The organism is Micromonospora ureilytica (assembly GCF_015751765.1).
Taxonomy (GTDB): Bacteria; Actinomycetota; Actinomycetes; order Mycobacteriales; family Micromonosporaceae; genus Micromonospora; species Micromonospora ureilytica.
The window spans coordinates 1245461-1270243 of the sequence record NZ_JADOTX010000001.1 but is presented as its reverse complement, the minus strand read 5'-3'; the positions used below and the strand labels follow the sequence as shown (position 1 = coordinate 1270243).

The window sequence follows — 24783 nt, the reverse complement described above, 5'->3', positions numbered from 1 at the left end:
GCTCAAGCTTGAGTCAGCCCGGGGTGAGGAGACAGAACTCGTTGCCCTCCGGGTCGGTGAACACCCTCCACGGGACGTCTTGGCCCAGGTCGACGCCGGTCGCGCCGAGACCCCGCAGCCTGGCCGCCTCAACCTCCGGGTCGTCACCGGGGTACGGGCGTACGTCGAGGTGGACCCGGTTCCACCCGCTCTTCACCTCCGGGGTCCGGACGAACTCCAGATAGGGGCCGACGCCCTTGGCGGAGCGCAGTCTCGCACCCCGATCGGTCACCTCGTGCAGGGTCCAGTCCATCGCCTCACTCCAGAACCGGGCCATGGCCCGCGGATCCGCGCAGTCGACCACCACTGCCGCGATCGGCCCGGTGTCCCGGTAGAGCGGTCGGGGCTCCAGCACGCAGAACTCGTTGCCCTCCGGGTCGGCCAGGACCGTCCATGGCACGTCGCCCTGGCCCACGTCGGCAGCTGTCGCGCCGAGGTCCTTCAGGCGCGCGACCACCTGCGCCTGGTGGGCCGCCGAGGTGGTGGCGAGGTCCACGTGGACGCGGTTCTTCACCGTCTTGGGCTCCGCGGAGACGACGAGGTCGACGCAGACGGCGACGGGGTCGGGGTAGACGAAGCCCTCGGGTTCGAGGTTGGTCACGCCGGGACCCTCACTGGAGACTCCCCAGCCGAGCGCCTGCGCCCAGAAGCCGCCCAGCGCGGAGTCGTCCCGAGCCTTCATGTTGATCTGAACAAGCCGTGTTGCCATGGCGGCGATGCTAGGGCCTCTGTCGACGTCTCGCTGACCGTGATCGCCGCCCAGCCGCGCTACCGTCCGCGCTCGTCCGAGGGCTGCTCCTTCGTCAGGTGCAGCAGCCACCCCTCGCCGGTGCGGATGAGCGCGTACCGCCGACGGCCGGTGCGGCCGTGCAGGGTGAACAGCATTCGCCGGTCGGTGCGATCGTGCTCCTCCCAGGTGCCGATGTCGGCTATCGACTTGTCGACGTCCTCGTAGGTGAGGTGATCGAGGTCGTGGTCGGGTACGGCGATCGCGAGCCGGTTGTCGCTGGGGCTGTCCGGCAGACCGCGAGGCACCGCCCACGACCGCAGCACACCATCCTCCTCGAGCCGCAGGTCGTAGTGCGGCCGTGGTTTGCGGTGGTGGTGCAGGACGAAGGAGGGTGCCACCCTTCCCATTGTCGGCATCTGTCGGCCCTTCCGCCCGTCAACGCGACCACCTCACCAAGCCTGGTACGCCCTCCAGTCCTCGACCGGAGTGAGCGGAACCGGCGCGGGCCGCTGCGCCACAGTCGTCAGCTCGATCCGCTGACCTTCCGCCGCCGACCGGATCAGGCTGGTCATCGTTTCGAGTACGTGCAGCGCTACGTCGCCGTCGGCGCGCGGCGGACGCTGATCGTCGGCCCGGACCAGGTCGATCAGACCGATGCCCCGGGAACCCTTGGCGTAACCGGCCCGCGGTTCGAGAGCGCGCCATTCGGTGTCGCCGAGCGCGAAGAGGCGGACCTCGCCGTCGAAGTAGTTCGGGTCGGGTACGGCGAGCGTGCCGGTCTCCCCGTGCACCTCGATCGGGGCGGCCGTCGTCCGGACGCCGTCGAAGCTCGTCGTGATGGTGGAGAGAGCACCGTTGGCGTGCTCCAGTACGCCGCTCAGGTGGGTGTCCACCCCCACCGGAATGCGCTGGCCGGCGCGTGGGCCCGAGCCGATGACGCGTTCGGCGCGTAGGCGGCTTGCGGCTCCGATCACCGCGCGGACCGGGCCGAGCAGGTGGATGAGCGCCGAGATGTAGTACGGCCCCATGTCCAGCATCGGGCCGCCGCCCGGGGCGTAGTAGAAGTCGGGGTGGGGATGCCAGCGCTCGTGCCCCGGAGTGACCATGACCGCCGACGCGGACATCGGGCGTCCGATGAGCCCGCCGTCGATCGCCGCCCGCGCCGTCTGCGTACCCGTGCCCAGGACGGTGTCCGGCGCGCAGCCGACGCGGACGCCGGCCGACGTGGCCCGTTCGATGATGGAGCGGCCGTCCGCGAACGTCACGGCGAGCGGCTTCTCGACGTACACGCTCTTGCCCGCGTCGATCGCGCCCAGCGAGATGTCGGCGTGCGCTGCGGGGATCGTGAGGTTGAGCACCGTCCGCACGTCCGGGTGGGCGAGCAGGCGCTCGACGCTCATCGCCTCGGCTCCGGGAATCGTGGCGGCGACCGCGGCCGACCGGGAGGCGTCGAGGTCGGCCACCGCGGCGATGCTCACCTCGGGGTGGTCCGCGAGCGTGTCCAGGTACGCACGGGAAATGACCCCGAGACCTACGACGCCGACGCGGTGCGGGTCGCCCACACCATCCCCCTCTCGATGACGGTACGAACGCCCGCGTGCTCCAGCACGTCCAGGCTGTGGCCCGGGGTCGTCACGACGATGCGCCCGGCACCCCACAGTCGGGTCCAGATCGCCGGCGAGGTGACCGGCCGGTGCCACGGATGCCACGTCTGCGTCGGGTGGGTGGTCACGGCCAGCACGTCGATCAGGTCGTCGTGCAGCACCCAGTACTGTTCGGTGACCAGGTCGAAGTCCTCGATCCCCGCGGTGATCGGGTGCTCCCGGCCGAGGTCGGTGATGCGCACCGTGTGCGGCAGGAAGTTGTCCTCCGGGCCACCGTGCCGCTCACACGGCTCCCGGCCCGGATGGGTCGCGAACTGGCCGCCCACCAGATGCAGGTATTCGGAGGACGCGCGGAACGAGTCAACGATGCCGCCGTGCCAGCCGGTGAAGCCCGTGCCGGCGATGACCGCCGCGCTGAGGCCCGCCACCTGGTCGGCGGTGATCTGCGACATCGTCATGCACTGCACGACCAGGTCGGTCTCGGCCATCTCGGCGGCATCGGCGTAGATCTCCGTCGACTCCTCGACCCGTACGGCGTAGCCGTTACGTTCGAGGAAGGGGAGGAACAACTCCGTCGCCTTGACCGGCTGGTGTCCCTCCCAACCGCCCCGGACCACCAATGCTCTGCGCTGCGCCACCCTCGCTCCCTCCCACGGTCCGTCACCACCGGGCTGGTCGCTCCCGCCCCGGCGACGTACCGCCGATACCCGTACGTGTCGAGCACCGAAACCGTACCCGTGCCCTACGTGGGGCGTGCGGGCCGCGCCGTGGATCCGTGGTTAGGTCGCGACGACTGTCAGACGGCCGTGCGGGACCACTGCTGGTTGGCGCCGGTGTTGCACGAATACTGCTTGAGGACCACCCCGTCCGCTGTCGACGCGGCCGGTACGTCCACGCACTTGTTGCTGTGTCGCGCCCGGAGCTGGAAGTAGCTGCCGTTGGTGACCATCTGGAACTGCTGGTTGGTGCCGCTGCCGCAGGTGTACTGGACGAGCTCGGCGCCGTCGGCGGTCGACGCGCTCACCACGTCGAGGCACTTTCCGCTGTTTCGGCTGACGATGCGCCAGTAGCCGCTGCCGGCGTCCTGGAACTGCCACTGCTGCCAGGCATTGCCGCCGTACGTGTACTGGCCGACACGCGCGCCGTTGTCGGTGTTCGGCGACTGGACGTCCATGGCCTTGCCACTATGCCGCACGGTGATCCGGTAGAACGTCCCCGTCGGCGGCGGCGTCGTCGGGTCGCCGCCGCCGATGGTGTCGCCCCACGCGTACCGGATCCGGTCGGCGCCGGAGGTGTTGCGGACGGTCAGGTTGAGGTCGGTGCCGCTGCCGGTGAGGGCGAACATCGAGTACCAGTCGTAGCCGATGGTGCCGGTCTTGCCGCCGAGGGCGGGCCAGTAGGTGCCGCCCATCTGGTTGTCCCGCATGACCTGGGCCATGGCCCGGATGTAGCGCACGAAGTTGTCGGTGCTGCCCGCGTCGGCGTAGTTACGACCGTCGTTCATGGGCCCGCCGAACTCGGTCGCGACCGCGCGGGAGGCGCAGTTGCCGAGGCGAGTCTGGATGTGGCTGCGGAAGGCGTCGTAGGTCATCGCGCCGTAGAAGAACGCGTAGTAGTGGAAGGACAGCAGCGTCGAGTTGAAGCGGCTGTCGTTGCAGATGTCGCGCAGGTCCTGGCTGAAGCCGGTGCCGCCGATCAGCACCCGGCCGGGCACCGCCGAGGTGTGGTAGCTGAGCCAGTTCGCGGCGACGTTGCGCCACTCCGTCGAGCTGTAACCGTGCGGCTCGTTCATCGGCTCGAAGTAGACGTTGGCGTTCGAGCCGTACGTGTTGGTCACGGTGGACCACATCGTGTTCCACGCGGCGAGATTCGTGATTCTGCCGCCGGAGGCGGCGCCGTCCTCCCAGTAGGCGAGGATGACCTTGAAGCCACGGGCGGTGGCAGCGTCGATGGCGCCTCGGTACGCCTCCCACCAGGCCGTCCCCACCGTGTGGGTGTTGATGGGCAGCCGGATCGTGTTGACACCCATGGTGGACGCCATGTCGTCGTAGAGGGCGTTGGCCTTCGCCCGCACCGTCGCGTTGCTGTCGGACGAGCTCAGGCCCTGCACGATAAGGGGGCTGGTCTTGAAGTTGTCACCCAACATGGCCCAGTTCATGCCTCGGAACTGGTTGGTGGCGGCAGTGGCCGGCGACGAAACGACGACGACGACGCCAACCATCGCCGTTATCGCGGCCACCAGGGCAATCACTGTCCGGCGCATCGACCGGCTGATTCGTTCCATGGAATGTCCAATCACTAGATCTTGCCTCTCCGGGAACGTCGTGGAGGTCGGGGTTCAGCTGGTCACGCGGAATGTGGCGTCGGCACGGCTCTGCGTATCGGGGATCGGGTCGAGCCGGAGCAGGTAGCCGTAGTGCCGGATGTAGCGGTCCGGGTGGCTGTAGGACTGAAATGACGTCCACGAGGAGTTGGCGAGGCCGGCGACCTGCCGGAAGGTGGAGTCGGCGGCGAACGTGGCGGTCCCGTCGTTGGCTTCCAGCCGGAAGTCGAATCCGTAGTGGCGCAGGTAGTAGCCCGGGTAGTTGACCGACTGGATGGAGACCGTGCCGGAGCCGACCAGGCCGGGGACCACGCGCCACTGGCCGTCCTGGGCCGGGCTGACGTTCGGGTCGATGCGGACGTCGTAGTCGTAGTGCCGCACGTACCGGTCCTGGAAGTTGTACGACTGGATCCGGTTGACCGCGGTGACGGGCCAGCGGGCGAGCACGCGGTCCTGTTCGGCGGCGGTCAGGTTGAGGATCGTTCCGTGCCGCTTCTTGGTGCCACCCATGGCGTACGAGCCGGACGCCGGCAGCCGGTAACTGCTCGCGCTCGACGGGTTGGTGGTCAGCACCGGCAGGTAGCCGCGCCCGCTGGCGTACTGGTCGAGGTAGAGCACCCACTCGTTACGGTTGTTGTACTTCATCCACATCGGGCCCTCGACCTGGGCACCGGTAAGCCCGATGCCGGACAGGTTTCCGAGGCTCGTCCAGGTGCCGAGGATGGAGTTGCTGCCCTCGATGGCGATCTGCCCGTCCCGGGAGGCCCGAACGTAGCGGTAAGCACCGACGCCGGCCGGCACCTCGACGATCTGGGTGTCGATGATCTCCTGGTTACCGGGTCGGTTGATGTAGACCTGCGGCGTGGTGATGCTGCGGAAGTTCGCCGTGCGCGCGGAGTAGATGCGGTGCTTGGTCGCCCCGTTGAGCGGGACGTTCGTCGCCCAGTAGAGGACGTAGTCGTTGGTATCCGGGTTCCAGATCGCCTCCGGCGCCCAGGCGTTGCGTCCGTCCGGGATCGCGCCGGCCACGTTCAGCAGCCACGGCGCGGACCAGTTGACCAGGTCGGTGGACTCCCACACGACGAGGTTGCGGCTGCCGTTGTTGATGGCGGTCGACCAGTCCTGGCCGCAGCCGATGCACAGGTCCGTGGCGATGATCCAGTACCTGTCGCCGCCGGGCGAGCGGACCAGGGCGGGGTCGCGGACGCCGCGGGTGCCGACTGTGGAACGCAGGACGAGCCCACCGTTGTTGAGGTCGGTCCAGCGGAGGCCGTCGGTGCTGTGGGCGAGGTAGATCTGTTGGTCGGTCGACGACTCGCCGGTGAAGTGCGCCATCAGGTAGCCGACGGTCGGGTCGAGCGCGGCCGCCTCCTTCGGTGTCGCCGCCGACCAGGTGGTGAACAGCAGGCACGCGGCGACCGCAACCGCGCCGAGCCGGGCGAGGACTCTCGACATGTGTCTCTCTCCTTCGCGCAGGGGCGTACGAGTCAGCTAGAGGGTCGGTACGACGGGGCGGATGGTGCCGTCGGTGTTGAATTCCATCTGGTCGATGGCGGTCTCGCGGTTGGTGCCGTTGCCGGCCGGCACGGCGAAGCGGTGGTAGGCGATGTGCCAGGTGTCGCTGCCGGGTGCCCGGACCACCGAATGGTGACCGGTGCCCTTGATGCCCACCTCGAGCCGCTTCTGCAGCACCACGCCGCGCCTGGTCCACGGACCGAGGGGCGATGGGCCGGTGGCGTAGGCGACCCGGTAGTCCTCGCTACGCGTGTCGTTCTCCGACCACATGAAGTAGTACTGACCGTTGCGCTTGAACACGAACGGCGCCTCGTTGTAACCGGATGGCGTGACCACCCGTACCTGTGCCGCGTCGAAGGAGGTCATGTCGGCGTTCAGCCGTACCGCCCGTGCGACGCCCTGGCCCCAGTACAGGTAGGACTGCCCGTCGTCGTCGGTGAACACCATGGGGTCGATCGCCTGCCCGCCGGAGAACTGGTCGCTGCGGATGAGCGGTCGGCCCAGCGCGTCACGGAACGGCCCGGTGGGGCTGTCGGCCACCGCCACGCCCAGTTGCTTGGCCGTGTTGCCGCTGGCCGCGCCGCCGCTGAAGTACAGGTAGTAGCGGCCGTTGGCGCTGGCCACGGCGGGCGCCCAGGCCGAGTTGTCCGCCCAGGACACGTCGGGGCCGTGGTCCAGGATCACGCCGTGGTCGGTCCAGTTGACCAGGTCGGTGGAGGAGAACGCCTTGTAGTAGGTGCCGGCCCAGCTCGCGTAGCCGTCGGTGGTCGGGTACAGGTAGTAGCGGCCGTTGAAGACGGCGATGTGCGGGTCGGCGAAGAGGCCCGGGATCACCGGGCCCTTGGTGGTCCTGGGCGCCCAGGGCGCGACGAGGCGGAAGGAGCTGTCTGCCCGGAACGCGGCCGTGTCCTGGTAGGCGTCGATCCAGAGTGCGTAGTCGCGGTGCCGGATCCGCCGATTCGGATAGTTGTACGAGGCGAGCGCCACCGAACCGCTGACCGAGCCGTCCACCGCGCAGAAGGTGGCGTCGGCCCGGAACGTCGCGTCGCCGGTGTTCGGGTCGACCCGGATCCGGTAGTCGCGGTGCCGCAGGAACATGCCGGTCTTGGTCTGGAACGAGTAGCAGGTCGGCGACGCCAGGCCGTTGACCACGGTGAAGGTGGCATCGAGCTTGGTCTGGTTGGCGCTGCTGGAGGTCACCGGATCGAGCTGACCGAGATAGTCGATGTGCCGTACGTACCGTCCGGCCTGGTTGGTCGCCTCCAGCGAAACAGCGCCGGTCGGCAGCGTGGCGGCCTGCGCCGGTCCGTCGGCCACCACCACGAACGCCGCGGCGGCCACGGCGGAGAGCACGAGGAGGGAACGTAAACGCATGGTCGATGCTCCCGACGGCGATGCCGCTGTCATACGCCGTGGAACCACGTCTCGACCCCTTTCAAAAAGATCATCTATGTTAGCGTTAACAACAAGGAGCTGTGATCGGCTCGGGCTTTGGGACTCTGACGACGGCTGCCATACCCGCGCGGACACACTTGTGGTGCGTCACGCCGCTACAGGCACAATGTGTTCTGCTCGTTAAGTTCGCGTTGCGGACAAGTGTTAGCGATCGCATCTATCAGTGTCAAGGGATCGACCGTGGACGCTCCCCCGCAACCCCGTCACGCCCGAACCGTGGACCGCGCCACCGGGGTGTGCGTCGGCGAGGTGGTCCTCAACGACTGGGACCCCGTCGACCGCAGCTGCAACTTCCGCACGCTGCTCACCGCGAGCGGCCGCGACCGTGGCCTGGGCACCGAGGCGGTGCGCCTGATCGTCGGCCACGGTTTCGAGGGGCTCGGTCTGCACCGCATCTCGCTGGAGGTGTTCGCCTTCAACCCCCGGGCTCGGCGGACGTACGAGAAGGTCGGCTTCATCGTCGAGGGTGTGCTGCGGCAGGTCCTGCACGACGGCGACGACTGGGTTGACGCCGTGGTGATGTCGATCCTCGCGCCCGAGTGGGCGGCGCACCGGGGGCAACCCGAGCGCCGAGACGCGTAGCCGGCGAAAACCGAAGGCGTCAATCCTGGATGGAGAAGGTCGCGACGACACCGCTGTGGTCGGACTTGGTGCCACCGACGATGTCGTAGCCGGTCATCCACATCAGCTGGTACTCGGGCAGCCGTTTCCAGAAGTAGACGTAGTCGATGTGCCGGTTGCCGTGCGTTCCGGTGCCCCTCTCGCCGTAGAGGTTGTAGTTGGAGCGCAGATTTGGCAGCTCGTTGGCCTCGAAGACCTGCCACGGGAACTTCGCGTACCCGTAGCTCCGGTCGGCGCTGAAGTCGACGTTGAGGTCACCGCTGACGATGACCTGACCCTCGTCCTGCTTGTCGACCGCCAGTTCCTTGAGGCCCTGGAACTGCGCCTCGGCACACCTGGTGCGCGGCAGGTCCTCGGGCCGGCCGGCGGTTTCGATGCTGGCCACCGCATGGGCGTTGACGTGTGTCACGTTGCGGCCGGTGGCCTTGTGCCGGTACTTGACCCAGTTGTTGTAGCGCGCGGGCGGGACCTCGCCCGGACCGTTGGTGTCACAGACGAAAATCGAGCCCTTGTCGAGTACGTCGAACATGCTCTTCTTGGCGATCAACGCTTCGCCAGCCTGGTTGGTGCCGCCCGGCGCGTACAGCCACCAGCCGTTGTTGGCGGCCCAGTTCTCCAGGAACGCCTTGCGGGCACCGACCTCGTTGAGACCGACGAGGTCCGCCTTGGACGCGATCAGATTCAGGTCGTGCGCGAAGTCGGCCTGGCTCAGCCCGTAGTAGATGTTCAGCGTCGCCGTCTTGAAACCCACGCTCGCGGCAGCCGCCGGGGCCGCCGGCAGCAGGGCCGCCACCAGCGCGACCGCGCCCGCGAGAGCGCCCAGCGCCCGGGCCGACCAGTCCGTTGTCCTGCGCATCGATGTCCCTCCGCACGAACCGCCGTGGGTGGCGGCCAACGCACACTATCGATTCGAGTCGACGCGACGCCGAACATCCGGTGACGAAGCATGGACAGTCCCGGGTCGACCGGTGCGGGGGGTGACCAGCTCTCCCAGTGGCAGTGGTGGAGCTACGCGAAGGTGAGGCCGTCGGACCGGGCGCGTTTGAGCTCGGAGAAGGCCCGGCAGCCGGCGAGCAGCCGGGCGCCGTCGAAGACGCGGACGGCCTCCTCCCCACGAGGGATCGAGGTCAGCACGGGGCCGAAGAAGGCCACGTCGTCGACGACGACCGTCGGGGTGCCGAGGTCCTCGCCCACCAGTTGCTGCGCGCGGGCGGTGCTCGCCCGCATCCGCGGGTCGACGTCGCTCCGATGGGCGACGTCGGCCAGGTCGGCGGGGAGACCGGCCTCGGCCAGGGCCAGCGGGACGACGGTGTCGAAGTCCTTGTCGCCGGCGTCGTGGATCCGGCGACCGAGCGCCGGGTACAGCCGTGCGAGGGCGGCGGGGCCGTGTTGTGCGGCTGCCGCCACGCACACCCTGGCCGGCCCCCACGCTCGGTCGTTGAACTCGCGGTACCAGGGCTCCAGGTCACGATGCTCGTTGATCACCGCGAGGCTCATCACCTCGAACCGCAGAGTGAGCGGCCGCATCTTCGCGACCTCCATGAGCCAGCGGGAGGTGAGCCAGGCGAACGGGCAGGAGGGGTCCACGTACGCCGTGACCACCGGAGCTGACGTTCGCGTCGAGTTGTCTTCCACGGAAGGCAATTTATCTTCCCCGGAAGGTAAGATGCAACAGTGAATGAGGACCGGATTGCCGAGATCGTCGGCCAGTGGGCCCGGGAGCGACCGGACCTCGACCCCACCCCGTTGCTGATCATCGGTCGCATCCAACAGATGGCCGCCGCACTCGACACCGCACTGCGACCGCCGTTCGCCGCGGCGGACCTCGGCAACGGCGACTTCGACGTGCTCGCCGCGTTGCGCCGCGAGGGCCCGCCGTACACGCTCACGGCGGGCGAGTTGAGCCAACGGATGCTGGTGACCACCGGAGCGGTGACCAAGCGGGTGGACCGGCTGATCGCCCGTGGCCTCGTGTCGCGCTCGGTCTCCGCAGCCGACGCGCGCGGCAGAGTGGTCGGGCTGACTTCCGCCGGAGTGGCGTTGACCGATCGTCTCATCGAAGAACATCTCGCCAACGAGGCGGCCATCCTTCGTGGCCTCGGCGACAGCGACCGCAGAACGCTCGAGCGCCTACTCGCGGCGATGAATCGGACCCTGGACTCCCGAGATTCTGGTCCTTGGGGCGGGGGTCAGGCCGGATGATCACCCGGGCCGTGGTCGGCCAGCCACGAACTATCATTTCGTCATGGACGACACCACCCGCGGCGTACGTATCCGACGCGGTGGCCTGGCCGACGCACCCGCCGTGCTGGCCATGCTCGACGCCGCGGTTGCCTGGATGAATGATCGCGGCAACACCGAGCAGTGGGGCACCACCCCGTTCTCCGAGAAGCCGGGAGGGGCCGACCTGGTCGACCGCTACCTGACCGAGAACCTCCCGTACATCGCCGAGGTGGACGGGACGCCGGCCGCAGCCCTGGTGTTGGACTCCGGGCCCGATCCGCGGGCACCGATCGCGCCTGCGGACGAGCCCGAGCGGTACGTCCGCCTCCTGGTCTCCGACCGACGACTCGCCGGCCGGAACCTCGGGTCGGCCCTGTTGACACACGCCGTGCAGGAAACCCGGCGGGCCGGCGTGCGGTTGCTACGGGTCGACTGCTGGGCGGGCGGCGGTGGCGAGTTGGTGGCGTACTACGAGCGCCACGGGTTCACTCCCACCGAAACCTTCCTGGCTGGATCCTGGCCGGGGCAGGTACTGGCCCAGCGGGTTCTGACCGCCCGCTGACGTCGCTATCCGCCGGTGGACTCCAGCTGATCGAAGGCCACGCTCCACCAGGACTTCGGGTCGGCGAACGCGGACGAGTCGACGGCCATCAGCTCCTCGCGGATCGCGGCGGCGCGGGCGGCGCGAGCCCGACCGCCCGGGTCCGTCGCGATGAGCTGCCCGAGCCGGTAGAGGAACTCGACGAACGCGGCGAAGGTCGCGTTCACCGCCTCGAAGTTGGGGGTCTCCAGGTCCAGCAATACGACGGCTCCGGTCAGAGTGTCGAGGCAGAAGAGCAGCTGCGGGTCCTCGGGCGAGCTGCCGAGGACGATGTGGATGCGCGGGCCGGCCTCGCCGATCTCGATCTTCAGCTTGGAGAACAACTCCATGCCGGGAACGTTGACGTCGACCGTGAACAGGATCGGCACGTCGACAGGGATCGCTCCGAACGGTGGGAAGACCTCTGGCGGCAGCGGGCCGAGGACGTCGTCGAACCGGTCGAGCGGAAAGTAGATCATCCCGTCGGCGCCCCAGAGCGCCGTGAGCTCCTCATGTGTCGCGGTCAATCGTCCGTCTCCTCGTCCTCGTCGCCCGGCGTGGTCAGGCCCTGCTCGTCGAGGAAGCCCCACCACTCGTCGTCGTCGCTGTCGACCTCGCCGTACCCGGCGCCGAAGACGTAGTAGGCGAGGAACGAGTCGAGGTCCGGCGCGACGTCGAGGAACAGCTCACGCATGAACCACTCGTCGGTGGTCTCTGCCGGGAAGTACCAGACCGCGCCGGTGTCGCGTCGGATCAGCAGCGGCTCGTCGTTCAGCGTGCCGAAGACCAGCCACTCGGCGGGTTCGTCGGCGACGCCGGTGAACTCGGGCATCAGGTCGAGGTAGTACTGGACGCGGTCGAGTCGCGCAGCTGAGCGCAGGTCGAACCCGCCGGCCCGGAGGCCGTTGGTGGTCTCCAGCAGCTCCCGGACCGACTGTGGCAGACCGGCGGGAATCTGGTCGGCCGGAGCGCCCTCGTTGAGCTGGGCCCACACCAGCGTCGCCGGCTGATCCGCCTCCAGGTCGGTGCGCAGCTCCGCGATGAGCTCCCGCAGCTCGGGGTTCAATCCACTACCTCTATCCGGATCGGGGTGCCGTCGGGCAATTTCATGATCTGTTGACGGATCTGCCGGCCGACATCCTCGTTTGTATCACCGTGCAAGAGCTTCAGATTACTAACGTCGTCGGGGCCGCCGAGTTGCAGCTCCCACACATGGTCGGGATGCTGGTCGGTGAGCCGCTCGGAGAGTCTGTTCGCCAACTTCTTGTCGTGGGGCCAGTACTTGTCGAAGATCTTCTGCCGGATCCGAGCCTTGTAGGCTTTCGTGATCGATTCGTCCCGGGCAACCGGGTTCGCCTGCTTGAACAGCTTGCCCTCGTCGCTGAGCTTCTTCAGCGCGTTCATCTTCCGGTCGAACTGGGCGCGCGCGTAGGTCGGCTTGCGCTGCACCTTGATCGTGACCACGGGCAGGTCGTTGTTGCGCACGACCGGCTTGGCGGCGGCCTTCTTCACCGCCGCGCGGACGCCGTTGCCAACCCTCGGCTTGCCCGAGTCTCCGCGTTTCTTCGAGCTCTTCGGCGCCCTGCTAGGCATCGAGGAGCTCCTGGATCACCTGGTCGATCAGCAGGCCGACGATCTCCCGGGTGATCATCTGGAAGATCGGGATCTCGGCCAGCGACGCGCCGAACGTGACGACGGCGGTGGCGATCGCCTGAGCCACCGCGAACGCGAGGATCGCCAACTGCACTATCACTTGGATCTTCAGCGCGAGCACGATCGCGGCGGCGATGATCATCCCGGTGCCGATCAGCATGGCGGCCTGGGAGTAGTCCGGCAGCGTTCCGGGACCATTCTCCGGGTTGGACCACCATTTCTGGAACGCCTGCATCGACTCGCCCTGGTGCTGCGACCAGACCGCCGCCGCGGCCGAACCTGCCTCCCCCGAGGCGTTCGCGACCGTGCCGGAGAAGTCCAGCCAGGCCTGGCCCATCTCGAACAGCTTTTCCTCGTCGGCCTCGGGCCAGGTGTAGCCGATCCAGCCGAGTGCCGTGATCAGCTCACCCGGCAGTTGGAGTCCCATCTCGTCACCCCAGCATTCCCTGGATGTCCCGCAACGCGCCCGCGGAGGCTTCCTCGACCAAATCGAAGTTGTCGGCCATCTGCGTCAGGTCGCTACCCGCCGAGCCGATCTCCTCGGCGGCCACGCCGATGCAGTCCAGAACCCAGGCGGACGCCTCCGTGTACGCGATGCCGATCAGCGAGCCGATGTCGTCGGCGCCCCACGGCTCGCCGTACCCCTGCATCTGTGCCTCGAAGCTCTCCAGCTGCCCGATGAAGCGTTCGGCGGCGCCGATGACCTCATCGCCGCCGGAACGCAACAGCGCGGGCTCGACCTCGAAGCCGTTCATCGGGAACCTCCTCGGGCCATCCGCTCCTGCGCGTCCGTGAGCGCCTGCAGGAACGCGCCGAGCCGCGGCACGGCCGTGTCCCGAACCTGTTCCAGCTGCTCGGTGAGCTGCGAGAGGTCGCCGGAGGCCACCGCCGGGCCACCGCCGCGCATCGAGTCGATCGCCGCGTTCACTGCAGCGATCACGTGGTCGCAGACCTCGGCCGAGCCGAGGCGCATCATCCGCGGGTCCAGCGTCAGCGACTCCAGCCGGCCATCGGCGCCAAACTCGGCACGGACCTGCCCCTCGGCGGACTCACCCACCCGACGCAGACGCGCGGCCTCCTCGTCCTCCGGCGCGGTGTTGGTGGCGCGCAACGCGCCAACCGTCGCGTCCAGCATGCGAGCGAACTCCCCGCTCGCCGGCTCATTCACCGACATGCGCCCTCCATCGATCGCGTCCGACACAGTGGAAAGCGTAGTCAGATCCGGCAAACAGTGTGGACCCGCGAGGCAACGCTACGTCGACGCTCTTCGATGACTGCGGTCCGTCGAAGGACCTGCCATCGGGGTAGGCCCGGCTGGCACTATTGAACGGCGCCACAGCAGGCCCACCACTGCCGCTGTGGCCGACAGGAGAACAAGCTTCAGCCACGGGCCGCCGTTGCCCAGCTGCGGCATCGTCTCGTCGGCGAGGTTCCATGCCGCGTGCATCAGGATCGCCGCCGGGACACCACCGCGCAAGCGTTCGGTGACGAAGAGAATGAGGTAGGTGAATGGAAAGAGCAGCAGGAAGAACACCACTCCCTGCTGGGTGAACAAGCCTCCGTCGTGTTGCCCGGTGCCAGGCAGGAAGTACAGCGGCACGTGCCACAGGCCCCAGGCGGCTCCCAGCACCAGGGTGGTCGCCATCCGGCTGTAGGACTGCCTCAGGCGTGGCTGTACGTACCCCCGCCAGCCGAACTCCTCCGCCACTGGCCCTGCGAGCAGCGTGTAGGCCAGCGCGATGAGCGGTCCGCCCACACCGGCGACTACCGAACCCGCGTGCTGCGGGATCGCCGACAGGTCGTTCAGGTTCACCAGGACCGCCGCACCCACAGGGGCGACCCCGCCCAGCAGTACCGCCACCACTGACGTGCCGAGCGACCATCGCGTGCGGGGGCCCGGACGCCTTTCCCCGCGGCGCCGCAACCACAGGATCAGCGCGGCCAGGGACGGGCCGCTCGCCGCGAGCGCGAACACCAGCAGTCCGGGGCCCTCGTCGATGCTCACACCCAGCACTGCCAGCAGTGCAAACGGGATCCAGGTCAGCAACAGACACACAGCCCAGAACTCCAGCAGCCGCCGGCGGACCGAGCCGCGTTCGGCGGGCAGATGGCGCGTCAGGGCGAATTCGTCCGCCACCGCGGCCCGGGTGACCGGACGGCGATGGCCACGCTGCCGTTGGTGCAACTTGGCCATGGTGTGCTCATCTCGTCGTCGCATTGATGATCACGACGCTACGAGGTCCCCAGTGCCCCAACGATCCGGCTAGTCGGTGGACTGCCGGTAGGGTTAACCCGCCTCATCCCGCCACCCCGGACGTTCGTTTCCTCAGGCGGTGGCCAGCCGGACCATGAACTGGCAGCCGTCCGGGGTGTTGCGCACCTCGACCCGACCCCCATGCGCCTCCACCAGGCCATGGACGATGGCCAGGCCGAGCCCTCCGGACGCCCCACCGTCACCGGGGCCGGGCGTGCGGGCCGGCTCACCACGGAACGCGATGTCGAACAGCCGGGGAAGGTCGGCCGGGGGGATGCCGCCGCAGGTGTCGGCGACCGACAGCCAGGCGTGGTCGTCCTCGCGGCCGGCTTCGATGCGTACGGTGCCGTCGGCCGGGGTGTAGCGGACCGCGTTGAGCAGCAGGTTCGCCACGACCCGAGCCAGCTCCGGTTCGCTCGCGGCGACCGTCGGCCACCCCGACTCGCTGGCGATCAGCTTGATCCGGCGCGCGTCGGCCAACGGGGTGGTGCTGGCCAGCGCGTCCGAGACCACCTCCCCGAGCGGCACCGCCGTCAACGACAACCGCAGCGCTCCCGCGTTGATCCGGGACAGCTCGAACAGGTCGTCGACGAGTCGGGTCATCCGGTCGGTCTCCAGCCGGATGCGTCGGTGGTACTCGTCGACCGTGTCCGGATCACGAACCACCCGGTCCTCCAGCGCCTCGGCCATGGCCCGCAGCCCGGCGAGCGGGGTACGCAGGTCGTGGGAGACCCAGGCGACCAGGTCGCGCCGGCCCTTCTCCAGTTGCCGTTCCCGCTCCCGGGCCTGGTCGCGCCAGACCGCGGCGCGGGCCAGTCGACCGCCGAAGTGCCCGCCGACGGCGAGGCTGACCACCGCTGCCGCCGCGACGGTGATCAGGACCACCTCAAGGTCGTGTGCGGAGAGGAACATCGCCTCCGCGACCGCCATCACCCCGACCGCGACGGCGATCACCGTGGTGGTGAGCAGCACGCTGAGGTGCACGGTGATCGAGCTGCGTCGAAGCACGCGAAGCAGCACCGCGCCGGCGAGTCCGATGCCGAGCGCCGCGCCGAGGGCGATCGCGAAGATCAGGAGTACGTCACGCATGGGCCGGCTCGTAGCGGTAGCCGACGCCCCAGACGGTCACGATCCGCTGCGGATCGGCCGGGTTGGTCTCGATCTTCTCCCGTAGCCGGCGTACGTGCACGGTCACGGTCGAATGGTCCCCGAAGTTCCAGCCCCAGACCTGCTCGAGAAGTTCGGCCCGGCGAAACACCCGGGACGGATGCCGCATGAGGTGGACGAGCAGGTCGAATTCGCGCAGCGTCAGAGCCAGATCGGTGCCGGCGAGGCGGGCGGTTCGGGAGGTCGTGTGCACCACCAGATTGCCGTCGGTGAGCGCCTCCGGCCGCTCGGGTGGCGCCCCAGCGCCGGCGCGACGGAGCACCGAACGGACCCGCAGCACCAACTCCCGGGGGGAGAAGGGCTTGGTCAGGTAGTCGTCAGCGCCGAGCTGCAGCCCGAGGATCCGGTCAGACTCGTCACCGCGCGCGGTGAGCATGACGATCGGTACGCCGTCGGGCCGTACCCGCAGCGCACGGCACACCTCCAGGCCGCTGATCCGAGGCAGCATGAGGTCGAGTACGACAAGGTGTGGTGCCTGCCGCTCCACGGCGGCGAGTGCCGCCGCGCCGTCCGCCGCGAGGCTCACCTGGAAGCCGTCGTTCTCGAGGTAACGACGGATGACGTCGCTCACGGTCTGATCGTCGTCGACCACCAGCACGCGCTGCGTCACGAACCTTCCCCGTCCGGCCCCGTCAACGTCTCCCCCAGTTGTCCATCGACCCAGCGTAGCCACGCACCGGCATCCGCCCGCACCAGCAAACCTTGCGAGGTTCTTACGGCTGCGTGCAGGGACCCGCGTGGGCGTACCCGAGGTCATACGGTGACCGGAATGCGGATACTTGTCACCGGTGCGGCCGGATTCATCGGCTCACACGTCGCCGACCTGCTCACCGAACACGGGCACGAGGTGGTGGCCGTGGACGCGCTCCTGCCCGAGGCGCACGGTGCGACAGCACCGCCCTGGACCGAGCGGCACGACCTCGTGGTCGGCGACGTACGCGACGGCGAGCTGCTGACCCGGCTCCTGGCCGGGGTCGACGCGGTCTGCCATCAGGCAGCCATGGTCGGCCACGGCCTCGACCCGGCCGACGCCCCCCGGTACGCCGCGCACAACGACCTCGGCACGGCCACCGTCCTCGCGGCGATGCACGCCGCCGGCGTACGCCGGTTGGTGCTGGCCAGCTCGATGGTGGTCTACGGCGAGGGCCGCTACCACTGCCCCGCCCACGGAATCGTCCGGCCTGCCGGCCGACGGGCCGCCGATCTGGCCGCGGGTCAGTACGAGCCGACCTGCCCGCGTTGCGATCAGGCGCTCTCCCCCGGTCTCGTGCCCGAGGACGCGCCGTTGGAGCCGCACAGCACGTACGCCGCCACCAAGCTGGCCCAGGAACACCTCGCCGGCGCCTGGGCCCGGCAGATTGGCGGAGCGGTGTGGGCCCTGCGGTATCACAACGTCTACGGTCCGCGAATGCCTCGTGACACCCCGTATTCAGGGGTCGCGTCGATCTTCCGGTCGGCCCTGGCCGCCGGGCGACCGCCCCGGGTCTTGGAGGATGGTCGGCAACGGCGCGACTTCGTGCACGTGACCGACGTGGCGGCGGCGAACCTGCTGGCCCTCACGACACCGGCTCCGGATCCCCTGACCCCGGTGAACGTCTGCTCGGGTGAACCGCACACCGTCGGCGAGTTGGCCCACGAGCTGGCGTCGGCGATGGGCGGGCCGTCGCCGGTAACGGTCGGGGGCGGGCGGACGGCGGACGTACGGCACGTCGTGGCCGACCCGGCCCGTGCCGCCCGGCTGCTTGGTTTCACCGCCCAGGTCGGCTTCGCCGCCGGCATCGCCGACTTCACCACCGCTGTGATGCGGGATCCGGCGTCCCTCACGACACCGTCAGCAGTAGGTGGTTGACGGCGAGGGCCGTGGCCGCCTGGGCGGCCAACCACCACCGTCGGTGACCGTTGGGCAGGTGCGCGGTGGCGACCAGCAGCCAGACGGCGAACGGTAGCCAGATCCGCTCGACCTCGGCCTTGCTGAGCCCGGACAGGTCCGCCGCGAGCACCGCCGCCGTCGCCGCGACGGGCAACCACACGGTGGGTCCGGCGCTGGCGATCCGCTGTCGGAGGGCCGTCACGCGCGGTGGGTGTGGTGGTCGGATCGGCACGGCGGCCACCGCCCGCCGCAGCGCCGGCCCGACCACCGGGCCGGCGGAGAGCAGCAGAGCGGCGAGATTCGCCCAGACCCAGTACCCGTATGGACGCTCCGCCGCCCAGCCCTGGTAGTAGCGACGTGCCACCAGGTGGTAGCCGTCCAGCCACCAGAAGCCGGCGAGGGTGAACGCGGCGACCACGGCCGCGACCGCCGTCGCCGCGACCAGGAGCACGCCGAGACGGTCCCGCGCCCGGAGCAGCACCACTGTCAACGCGAGCAACCCGACCAGGACGAACCCGTACGACAGGTAGAGCGCGAAGCCGAGCAGCAACCCGCCAAGTGCGGCCCCGGGTCGGCCGCCCACCGCCAGCAGCGCCAGCCCGGCCGCGACCACCGCGGCGAAGATCCCGTCCGCGGACGCGCCCACCCAGACCGCCCCCGGGAGGAGAACCAGGAACGGCCACACCGCCCGGGCCGCGTCCTCGGCGCCGAGCGCCCGCAACGTCACCGGGACCGACACGCAGACCGTGGCACCGAGCAACACACAGGCGAGCCCGGCGGCGGTCCCGCCGCCCAGGCCGATCCGCTCCAACCAGACGAAGAACAGCAACGCTCCCGGTGGGTGAGCGGCGGCGTGGGTGGACCACGAGTCGGGTTGGAAGTCGAGGATCCGGTCGGCGAAGCCGGACAGCATGATGCCGACATCCGTCACCCGGGGCACCTCGTGCAGGTACTCGGCCTGCACGGTTAGCCGCTCGGTCAACCCGGCGGACCAGCCGTCCACCAGGGCCAGCGAGAGCGTCCAGAGCACCGCGGCGAGATAGCCGACCCCCAGCAGCCGCGGCCACGGCGTCTCGGTTCCCCAGCGCGTGCCACGCCAGACGAACAGCGCCGCGACGAGAAGCGCGGCCGGGGTGCCGGGGCCCAGATGGGGTTGCCAGGAGGCGTAGAGCGGCGCGGCGTCGGCATGCAGCCGGACGCCCTGATGGTTGAGCAGCGCGCCGACGGCGACGGCGACGGCGAGCAGGGCCACCTCGGCGCCGAGGACGATCAGGTCGGCGGACCGGGGTCGTCCCGGCCGGGTCATCATGGTCATGGTGACGGCCGACGATACGACCTCTGACCAGGCATCCGACAGCCAGATATGGATACGTCAGGGAGTCGTAAGATCCGCTGGCGCGTAAGCGATTCGTAAGGAGGAACCGCGGCCCGGACGGCCCGTGGCGGGCCTAGCGTCGCCGTATGCACACAACGATCGACGTGGTGCTGCCGTGTCTGGACGAGGCGGCCGCACTGCCTGTCGTACTGAGCGGGCTGCCGCCCGGCTACCGCGCCATCGTGGTCGACAACGGCTCCACCGACGGCTCACCGGACATCGCGGCCGAGTACGGGGCCCGGGTCGTCCACGAACCGCGAAGGGGGTACGGCGCGGCCGTCCACGCCGGACTGCTGGCGGCCGACGCGGACCTGGTCTGCGTGCTCGACGCGGACGGATCGTTCAATCCGGCCGAGCTGCCCAGGCTCGTCGCGGCGGTGCTGGACGGCCGGGCTGATCTCGCCGTCGGGCGGCGTCGGCCGGTCTCGGCGGATGTCTGGCCGTGGCATGCCCGCGCCGGGAACGCGCTGGTCGCCGCCCTGCTACGGCGTCGTGGTGTGCCGGTGTACGACATCAGCCCGATCCGCGTGGCTCGCCGGGCGGCGCTGCTGGGACTCGGTGTCAACGACCGCGCGTTCGGCTACCCCCTGGAGCTGCTGCTCCGCGCGGCGAGGGCGGGCTGGCGGATTCTCGAACTGGACGTCGCGTACGCGCCCCGGGCCGCCGGCACCACCTCGAAGGTCTCCGGGTCGGTCCGGGGCACGCTGCGGGCGACCCGGGACTTCGCCGGAGTGCTGCGCGCCGACGTCGGTGGTGGCCGGTGAACGTCCTGCTCCTGGTCGCGAAGGCACCGGTGCCCGGGCTGGCCAAGACGCGCCTCTGCCCGCCCGCCGATCCCACCCAGGCGGCCCGGGTCGCGGCGGCGTCGCTGTTGGACACCCTCGCGGCGGTACGCGCCACCACGTCGACCATTCCCGTGCTGGCCCACACGGGTCGGTTCGCCGATGCCGAGTACGGCGCGGAACTGACCGCCGCGTTGGCGGGTTGGCACCTGCTTCCGCAGCGCGGCGGCACCTTCGCCGACCGCCTCGCGAACGCCCACGCCGACACCGCCGCGGCGTTTCCCGGCCGACCGGTCCTGCAGATCGGCATGGACACGCCGCAGATCCGGCCGGCCCTACTCACCACCGCGCTGGAGTTGCTCGCCGAGCACGGGGCCGTGTTCGGACCGGCGCTCGACGGCGGCTGGTGGGCACTCGGGCTGCACGAACCGACGTACGCGAGCGCGTTACGTGATGTGCCCATGTCGACCGACGACACCGGTCGCCGCACCCTCGCCGCTCTGCGCGGGCACGGCCTACACCCAGCCATCCTGCCCGTTCAGCGGGATGTCGACGACTGGCCGTCGGCGCTGGCCGTCGCGGCCGACCTACCCGGCACCCGGTTCGCGGATGCCGTCATGTCGGTGGGCGGCCAGTTGGTGAGCGGACGCCCCCGGTGACCTCGGCGATCAGTCTCGACGGCTTCGACGTGGTGCTGGGCAGACTCGGCCGGTGGGCCGCCGACCAGGACGCGTGCGGTACGCCGGTCGCCCCGATGCCTCCGGCCCGACCCGACCACTGGCTGGTGCACACCGACGGGCGACGTGACCTGTTGCCGGTGCGGCGTTGGCACGGCCCGCCCGAACCGGCGATCGAGTCGATCGCCGCTCGCTGCACCGGGCCCACGATCGATCTCGGCTGCGGCCCCGGCCGGCTGACCAGGGCACTGGCCCAGCGGGGTCTCGTCGCCCTGGGGGTGGACATCTCGGCCGAGGCGGTACGTCTGACCCAGGGCCGGGGTGTGGTGGCCCTGCGACGCGACATCTTCGAACCACTTCCCGGCGAGGGCCGATGGGCACACGCCCTGCTCATCGACGGCAACATCGGCATCGGTGGCGACCCGGTCGGACTGCTGCGCCGGTGCGGCGCCCTGATCGCGGCCGACGGAACGCTCGTGGTCGAGGTGGAACCCCCGGGGACGGGGCTGTGGCGGGGGCAGGCGTACGTCCTGTCCGGATCGTCCGGCGAACCGGAAGTGCGGGGACCGGCGTTTCGTTGGGCGCGGGTCGGGACGGACGCGGTGGCCCGTACCGCCGCCGATGCCGGCCTGCGGGTCGCCGACCGTTTCCGGCTCGGTTCACGCTGGTTCGCCGAGTTGGCGCACTCATGATCCGCCGGCCACGCGTCCCAGCCCCCGAGGACTTCCCCGCGCCGACGCACTCACCGCTGGTCGCCGCCCGGCTCGGCCTCTGGCTCGGGGTGGCGTTCGGGCTGTGTTTCGGCACCGGACTGCTCAGCCACTACATCCAGCACCCCCCGGGCTGGTTCACCTGGCCGACCCGACCGATCAACCTCTACCGAATCACCCAGGGCATCCACGTGCTCTCCGGCGTCGCGGCGATCCCGTTGCTGCTGGCCAAGCTGTGGAGCGTCTACCCCCGACTGTTCGTCCGTCCGCCGCTGCGCCACCCGATCCGGTTGTCCGCCCACGCCCTCGAACGGATCTCCGTCCTGGTACTGGTCTGCGCCGCGTTCTTCCAACTGGTCACGGGCCTGTTCAACGCCGCCCAGTCGTACCCGTGGGGGTTCTTCTTCCCGACGGCGCACTACGCGGTCGCCTGGATCGTGGCGGGCGCGATACTGCTGCACGTCGCGGTGAAGCTCCCGGTCGCCCGCGCGGCGCTGAGCACGCCACTGCGGCGCAGGAGAGCGGCGCGGGCCGCAGCACCGGGGCCCGACGATCGGGACTCGGCGCAACGCCGCGCGTTCCTGCGGACGTCGGCGGGCGTCGCCGGAATCGCCGTGCTGGCCACCGCCGGGGTCACCGTGCCGTGGCTACGTCGGGTGTCGCCGCTGGCGTGGCGTTCCGCCGCCGGACCGCAGGGTGTACCGATCAACCGTACGGCGGCTGCCGCGCGCATCGCCGTTCCACCGGACTGGCGACTGGAGATCGTCTGGCCGGGCGGGCGGAAGACCCTGTCCCTGGCCGAACTGGCGGCCCTGCCACAACGCACGGCGGAACTGCCGATCGCCTGCGTCGAGGGCTGGAGCGCGTCGGCCCACTGGACCGGCGTGCCCGTCGTCCAGCTGCTCCGATGGGCCGGCGCACCGACCGGCCGACCGGTTCGGATCACCTCACTGGAAACCGACGGCCTGTACGCGGCCAGCACACTCCCCGCGGCCCATGCCCGCGACCCACTGACCCTGCTCGCCCTGCGGATCAATGGCGAGCAACTGTCTCCCGACCACGGATACCCCTGCCGGCTCATCGCGCCGAGTCGGCCGGGCGTCCTGCAGACCAAGTGGGTGGCCCGGCTGGAGGTGTTGCGGTGAGAGCCGTCCGACTGTTCCTGCTCGTGCTCGGCGCGGCGGCCACAGCGTACGGCGGTTGGCTGCTCCTTCCCCAGCTCGGCACCACACTGCCGTGGCTGATCGGCGGCCCGGTGCTGCACGACGTCCTGGTGGCGCCGCTGGTCGGACTGGTCGGGCTGGTGCTGGGCCGACTGGTGACAAACCGGTTACGTCTGGCCTGGATCGCCGCGGGTCTGCTGGCCAGCGCCACGCTGCTGCTGCTCGCGGTGCCCCTGCTGTGGCGACCGCCCTCGGCGCCTCCGAACCCTGGCCTACCGGACCGCAACTACCCGCTGGGGCTCGCTGTCGGGCTGGCCGTCATCTGGGCCGCGATCGTGATCGTCCTGGTCGTCGCCACCACTGTCGACAGGCGCGTCACGGGCCGACGTACCGACCGTCCCTGAGCCTGCCCGCGCGTTCTCCACTCTTCGCCCCAGGAGGGCATCACATGTCAGCAGGAGAAATCAGCACGACCGAGCAAGCGCCGATCGGCGTGATCGGCGGATCGGGCTTCTACGAGTTTCTCGACGACGTCGCCGAGGTCAGCGTCGACACACCGTACGGACCGCCGAGCGACTCGCTGTCCATCGGTAATCTCGCCGGGCGGCCGGTGGCGTTCCTGCCCCGCCACGGACGCCGGCACACACTCCCCCCACACCGCATCAACTACCGGGCCAACCTGTGGGCGCTGCGAGCACTCGGCGTCCGCCAGGTGCTCGCACCGGGCGCCGTGGGCGGCCTGCAACCGGATCTGGGCCCCGGCACCCTCGTCGTACCTGACCAACTCGTCGATCGGACCAGCGGCCGCGAGCAGACCTACTACGACGGACAGCCAGGCGCGGACGGGCAACTCCCCCAGGTCGTCCATGTGCCCTTCGCCGACCCCTACTGCCCGGTCGGACGGGCCGCGGTCCTCGACGCCGCCCGCTCCGCCGGTTGGCAGCCGGTCGACGGCGGAACCATGGTCGTCATCGGAGGGCCCCGGTTCTCCACCCGCGCCGAATCACAGTGGTACGGCCGGGAGGGCTGGTCGGTCGTCGGTATGACCGGTCACCCGGAAGCGGTGCTGGCACGCGAACTGGCGCTGTGTTACACCGCGTTGTCCCTGGTGACCGACCTCGACTCGGGCGTCGAGGTCGGTCACGGGGTCACCCAGCAGGAGGTGTTCACGGTCTTCGCGCGGAACATCGATCGTCTGCGCCTCCTGCTCGGCGACGCGGTGAAGACGTTGCCGGAGGACCAGGGGGCATGCCCGTGTGGACAGGCGCTGGCAGGTACGGAGCGGCGACCGTCGTAAGAGTTCCGAAAGGGTTCGCGAACAGTTCGACGGCCGCCGCGACCGTACGCTGCGGTGATGGGAAAACGGATCTTTCGGTCGCCGGTGGCCCGAGCCGGCCTCGCCTGCGCGGTCGTCGTGGTGATGCTGGCCCTCTACTGGTTCCAGCCGTGGAAGCTGTTCACCGACACCTACGTCGACGAGGCGGTTCCCCGCGTGGCGACGACCTCGGCCGCCCCGGTCCCGGCGTCCGCGAGCCCCGCCCCCGCGGGCCCGGCGGCCACCCCCGCGGCCTCGACGCCCACGCCCGCGGCGAACGAGATCCTGACCGTCGGCGAGTTCGTCACCCATGAGCACCGGACGACCGGCAGTGCCGAGATCCACCGGCTCGCCGATGGCCGCCACCAGCTCGTCATTCGGAACCTGAACACGTCGAACGGTCCGGACCTGCGGGTGTGGCTGACCGACCAACCGGTCATCCGAGGCACGGCCGGCTGGCGTGTGTTCGACGACGGCGAATGGGTCGAGCTGGCGAAGCTCAAGGGCAACAAGGGCAACCAGGTGTACGAGCTGCCGGCGTCGGTGGACCCGGACGACTTCCGGAGCGTCTCCATCTGGTGCAAGCGATTCGCGGTCTCCTTCGGCGCGGCCGACCTCACGAGCGCCTGACCGGGCCACCCGGGGTCGCAACCTGCCGGACACGGCATTGACATCTTTCACTGCGCGATCTAGCGTCGAGGCGAATCGATTCGACGCCGAGTTGGCT

General features: G+C 69.8%; 30 protein-coding genes. 11 read left to right on the top strand and 19 right to left on the bottom strand.

Annotated features, from left to right (window positions below; genetic code table 11):
• Positions 1-13 precede the first annotated feature (13 nt).
• The 7 genes from IW248_RS05525 to IW248_RS05495 form a co-directional block, all read right to left on the bottom strand.
• Positions 14-748, bottom strand: a complete 735-nt coding sequence (locus IW248_RS05525) for a VOC family protein (RefSeq protein ID WP_196925963.1) — start codon at positions 746-748, stop codon at positions 14-16.
• 59 nt (positions 749-807) lie between these two features.
• Positions 808-1176, bottom strand: coding sequence for a DNA polymerase ligase N-terminal domain-containing protein (locus tag IW248_RS05520; RefSeq protein WP_196925962.1), 369 nt, complete (start codon positions 1174-1176; stop codon positions 808-810).
• A gap of 42 nt (positions 1177-1218) precedes the next feature.
• Entirely contained in the window at positions 1219-2331 is a 1113-nt protein-coding gene (locus tag IW248_RS05515) for a Gfo/Idh/MocA family protein (RefSeq protein ID WP_196925961.1), read from the bottom strand.
• Positions 2301-3011 carry a ThuA domain-containing protein gene (locus tag IW248_RS05510; RefSeq protein ID WP_196925960.1) on the bottom strand — a complete coding sequence of 237 codons (711 nt, stop codon included), beginning with the start codon at positions 3009-3011 and terminating at the stop codon, positions 2301-2303. Before IW248_RS05510 ends, IW248_RS05515 begins: the two co-directional genes overlap by 31 nt.
• A 158-nt stretch (positions 3012-3169) precedes the next feature.
• Positions 3170-4657: an RICIN domain-containing protein gene (locus tag IW248_RS05505; RefSeq protein WP_196925959.1), complete on the bottom strand. Its 1488-nt coding sequence runs from the start codon at positions 4655-4657 to the stop codon at positions 3170-3172.
• Between the two features lie 54 nt (positions 4658-4711).
• The gene (locus tag IW248_RS05500) at positions 4712-6151 is read right to left on the bottom strand and encodes a glycoside hydrolase family 43 protein (RefSeq protein ID WP_196925958.1); all 1440 of its coding nucleotides are present in this window, start codon (positions 6149-6151) and stop codon (positions 4712-4714) included.
• A 36-nt stretch (positions 6152-6187) separates the two neighbouring features.
• A complete protein-coding gene (locus IW248_RS05495; RefSeq protein WP_196925957.1) occupies positions 6188-7585 on the bottom strand; it encodes a family 43 glycosylhydrolase in 1398 nt (465 codons plus the stop codon).
• A 261-nt stretch (positions 7586-7846) separates the two neighbouring features.
• Between IW248_RS05495 and IW248_RS05490 the strand changes: the two genes are divergently transcribed.
• A complete protein-coding gene (locus tag IW248_RS05490) occupies positions 7847-8248 on the top strand; it encodes a GNAT family N-acetyltransferase (RefSeq protein ID WP_307787763.1) in 402 nt (133 codons plus the stop codon).
• 19 nt (positions 8249-8267) lie between these two features.
• On the opposite strand, the gene IW248_RS05485 is transcribed toward IW248_RS05490, so the two are convergent.
• Together IW248_RS05485 and IW248_RS05480 are read right to left on the bottom strand one after the other, a co-directional pair.
• Positions 8268-9143 (bottom strand): endonuclease/exonuclease/phosphatase family protein, encoded by an 876-nt coding sequence (locus IW248_RS05485; protein ID WP_196925956.1) that lies wholly within the window; start codon positions 9141-9143, stop codon positions 8268-8270.
• Positions 9144-9295: 152 nt separating this feature from the next.
• Positions 9296-9922, bottom strand: a complete 627-nt coding sequence (locus tag IW248_RS05480; RefSeq protein WP_196925955.1) for a mycothiol-dependent nitroreductase Rv2466c family protein — start codon at positions 9920-9922, stop codon at positions 9296-9298.
• Between the two features lie 39 nt (positions 9923-9961).
• Here IW248_RS05480 and IW248_RS05475 point away from each other — a divergent pair, with 39 nt between their 5' ends.
• Together IW248_RS05475 and IW248_RS05470 are read left to right on the top strand one after the other, a co-directional pair.
• Complete coding sequence (locus IW248_RS05475) at positions 9962-10489, top strand: MarR family winged helix-turn-helix transcriptional regulator (protein ID WP_196925954.1); 528 nt, start codon at positions 9962-9964, stop codon at positions 10487-10489.
• Between the two features lie 43 nt (positions 10490-10532).
• Complete coding sequence (locus tag IW248_RS05470; protein ID WP_196925953.1) at positions 10533-11072, top strand: GNAT family N-acetyltransferase; 540 nt, start codon at positions 10533-10535, stop codon at positions 11070-11072.
• Positions 11073-11077: 5 nt separating this feature from the next.
• Here the strand turns inward: IW248_RS05470 and IW248_RS05465 are convergent, their stop codons facing one another.
• The 9 genes from IW248_RS05465 to IW248_RS05425 all read right to left on the bottom strand — a co-directional run bounded on the left by IW248_RS05465 (position 11078) and on the right by IW248_RS05425 (position 16774).
• Complete coding sequence (locus tag IW248_RS05465; RefSeq protein WP_196925952.1) at positions 11078-11617, bottom strand: SUKH-4 family immunity protein; 540 nt, start codon at positions 11615-11617, stop codon at positions 11078-11080.
• Positions 11614-12156, bottom strand: coding sequence for an SUKH-4 family immunity protein (locus IW248_RS05460; RefSeq protein ID WP_196925951.1), 543 nt, complete (start codon positions 12154-12156; stop codon positions 11614-11616). Before IW248_RS05460 ends, IW248_RS05465 begins: the two co-directional genes overlap by 4 nt.
• Positions 12153-12683 carry an endonuclease gene (locus tag IW248_RS05455; RefSeq protein WP_196925950.1) on the bottom strand — a complete coding sequence of 177 codons (531 nt, stop codon included), beginning with the start codon at positions 12681-12683 and terminating at the stop codon, positions 12153-12155. Before IW248_RS05455 ends, IW248_RS05460 begins: the two co-directional genes overlap by 4 nt.
• Complete coding sequence (locus IW248_RS05450) at positions 12676-13170, bottom strand: WXG100-like domain-containing protein (RefSeq protein ID WP_196925949.1); 495 nt, start codon at positions 13168-13170, stop codon at positions 12676-12678. The genes IW248_RS05455 and IW248_RS05450 overlap by 8 nt, the downstream gene beginning before the upstream one ends.
• 4 nt (positions 13171-13174) lie before the next feature.
• Positions 13175-13498, bottom strand: a complete 324-nt coding sequence (locus IW248_RS05445) for a hypothetical protein (RefSeq protein WP_196925948.1) — start codon at positions 13496-13498, stop codon at positions 13175-13177.
• A complete protein-coding gene (locus tag IW248_RS05440) occupies positions 13495-13917 on the bottom strand; it encodes a YbaB/EbfC family nucleoid-associated protein (RefSeq protein ID WP_196925947.1) in 423 nt (140 codons plus the stop codon). Before IW248_RS05440 ends, IW248_RS05445 begins: the two co-directional genes overlap by 4 nt.
• A 78-nt stretch (positions 13918-13995) precedes the next feature.
• Complete coding sequence (locus tag IW248_RS05435) at positions 13996-14937, bottom strand: CPBP family intramembrane glutamic endopeptidase (RefSeq protein ID WP_196925946.1); 942 nt, start codon at positions 14935-14937, stop codon at positions 13996-13998.
• A 132-nt stretch (positions 14938-15069) separates the two neighbouring features.
• Positions 15070-16086: a sensor histidine kinase gene (locus IW248_RS05430; RefSeq protein ID WP_124820069.1), complete on the bottom strand. Its 1017-nt coding sequence runs from the start codon at positions 16084-16086 to the stop codon at positions 15070-15072.
• Complete coding sequence (locus tag IW248_RS05425; protein WP_124820068.1) at positions 16079-16774, bottom strand: response regulator transcription factor; 696 nt, start codon at positions 16772-16774, stop codon at positions 16079-16081. The genes IW248_RS05430 and IW248_RS05425 overlap by 8 nt, the downstream gene beginning before the upstream one ends.
• A 159-nt stretch (positions 16775-16933) precedes the next feature.
• On the opposite strand from IW248_RS05425, the gene IW248_RS05420 reads away from it, so the two are divergent.
• Complete coding sequence (locus tag IW248_RS05420) at positions 16934-18013, top strand: NAD-dependent epimerase/dehydratase family protein (protein WP_196925944.1); 1080 nt, start codon at positions 16934-16936, stop codon at positions 18011-18013.
• Here the strand turns inward: IW248_RS05420 and IW248_RS05415 are convergent.
• On the bottom strand, positions 17985-19349 hold the full coding sequence (locus tag IW248_RS05415) for a hypothetical protein (protein WP_196925943.1): 1365 nt from the start codon (positions 19347-19349) through the stop codon (positions 17985-17987). The genes IW248_RS05420 and IW248_RS05415 overlap by 29 nt on opposite strands.
• A gap of 146 nt (positions 19350-19495) precedes the next feature.
• Here IW248_RS05415 and IW248_RS05410 point away from each other — a divergent pair, with 146 nt between their 5' ends.
• From IW248_RS05410 to IW248_RS05380, 7 genes are read left to right on the top strand one after another with little or no spacing between them, the layout of a single operon-like run.
• The gene (locus tag IW248_RS05410; protein ID WP_196925942.1) at positions 19496-20173 is read left to right on the top strand and encodes a glycosyltransferase family 2 protein; all 678 of its coding nucleotides are present in this window, start codon (positions 19496-19498) and stop codon (positions 20171-20173) included.
• Positions 20170-20850 carry a TIGR04282 family arsenosugar biosynthesis glycosyltransferase gene (locus tag IW248_RS05405; RefSeq protein ID WP_196925941.1) on the top strand — a complete coding sequence of 227 codons (681 nt, stop codon included), beginning with the start codon at positions 20170-20172 and terminating at the stop codon, positions 20848-20850. The genes IW248_RS05410 and IW248_RS05405 overlap by 4 nt, the downstream gene beginning before the upstream one ends.
• On the top strand, positions 20847-21560 hold the full coding sequence (locus IW248_RS05400; protein WP_372431886.1) for a class I SAM-dependent methyltransferase: 714 nt from the start codon (positions 20847-20849) through the stop codon (positions 21558-21560). The genes IW248_RS05405 and IW248_RS05400 overlap by 4 nt, the downstream gene beginning before the upstream one ends.
• Entirely contained in the window at positions 21557-22723 is a 1167-nt protein-coding gene (locus IW248_RS05395; RefSeq protein WP_196925940.1) for a molybdopterin-dependent oxidoreductase, read from the top strand. The genes IW248_RS05400 and IW248_RS05395 overlap by 4 nt, the downstream gene beginning before the upstream one ends.
• Complete coding sequence (locus IW248_RS05390; RefSeq protein WP_196925939.1) at positions 22720-23145, top strand: hypothetical protein; 426 nt, start codon at positions 22720-22722, stop codon at positions 23143-23145. Before IW248_RS05395 ends, IW248_RS05390 begins: the two co-directional genes overlap by 4 nt.
• Positions 23146-23189: 44 nt before the next feature.
• The gene (locus IW248_RS05385; RefSeq protein WP_196925938.1) at positions 23190-24038 is read left to right on the top strand and encodes an S-methyl-5'-thioadenosine phosphorylase; all 849 of its coding nucleotides are present in this window, start codon (positions 23190-23192) and stop codon (positions 24036-24038) included.
• A 57-nt stretch (positions 24039-24095) separates the two neighbouring features.
• Positions 24096-24686 (top strand): DM13 domain-containing protein, encoded by a 591-nt coding sequence (locus IW248_RS05380; RefSeq protein WP_196925937.1) that lies wholly within the window; start codon positions 24096-24098, stop codon positions 24684-24686.
• Positions 24687-24783 lie beyond the last annotated feature (97 nt).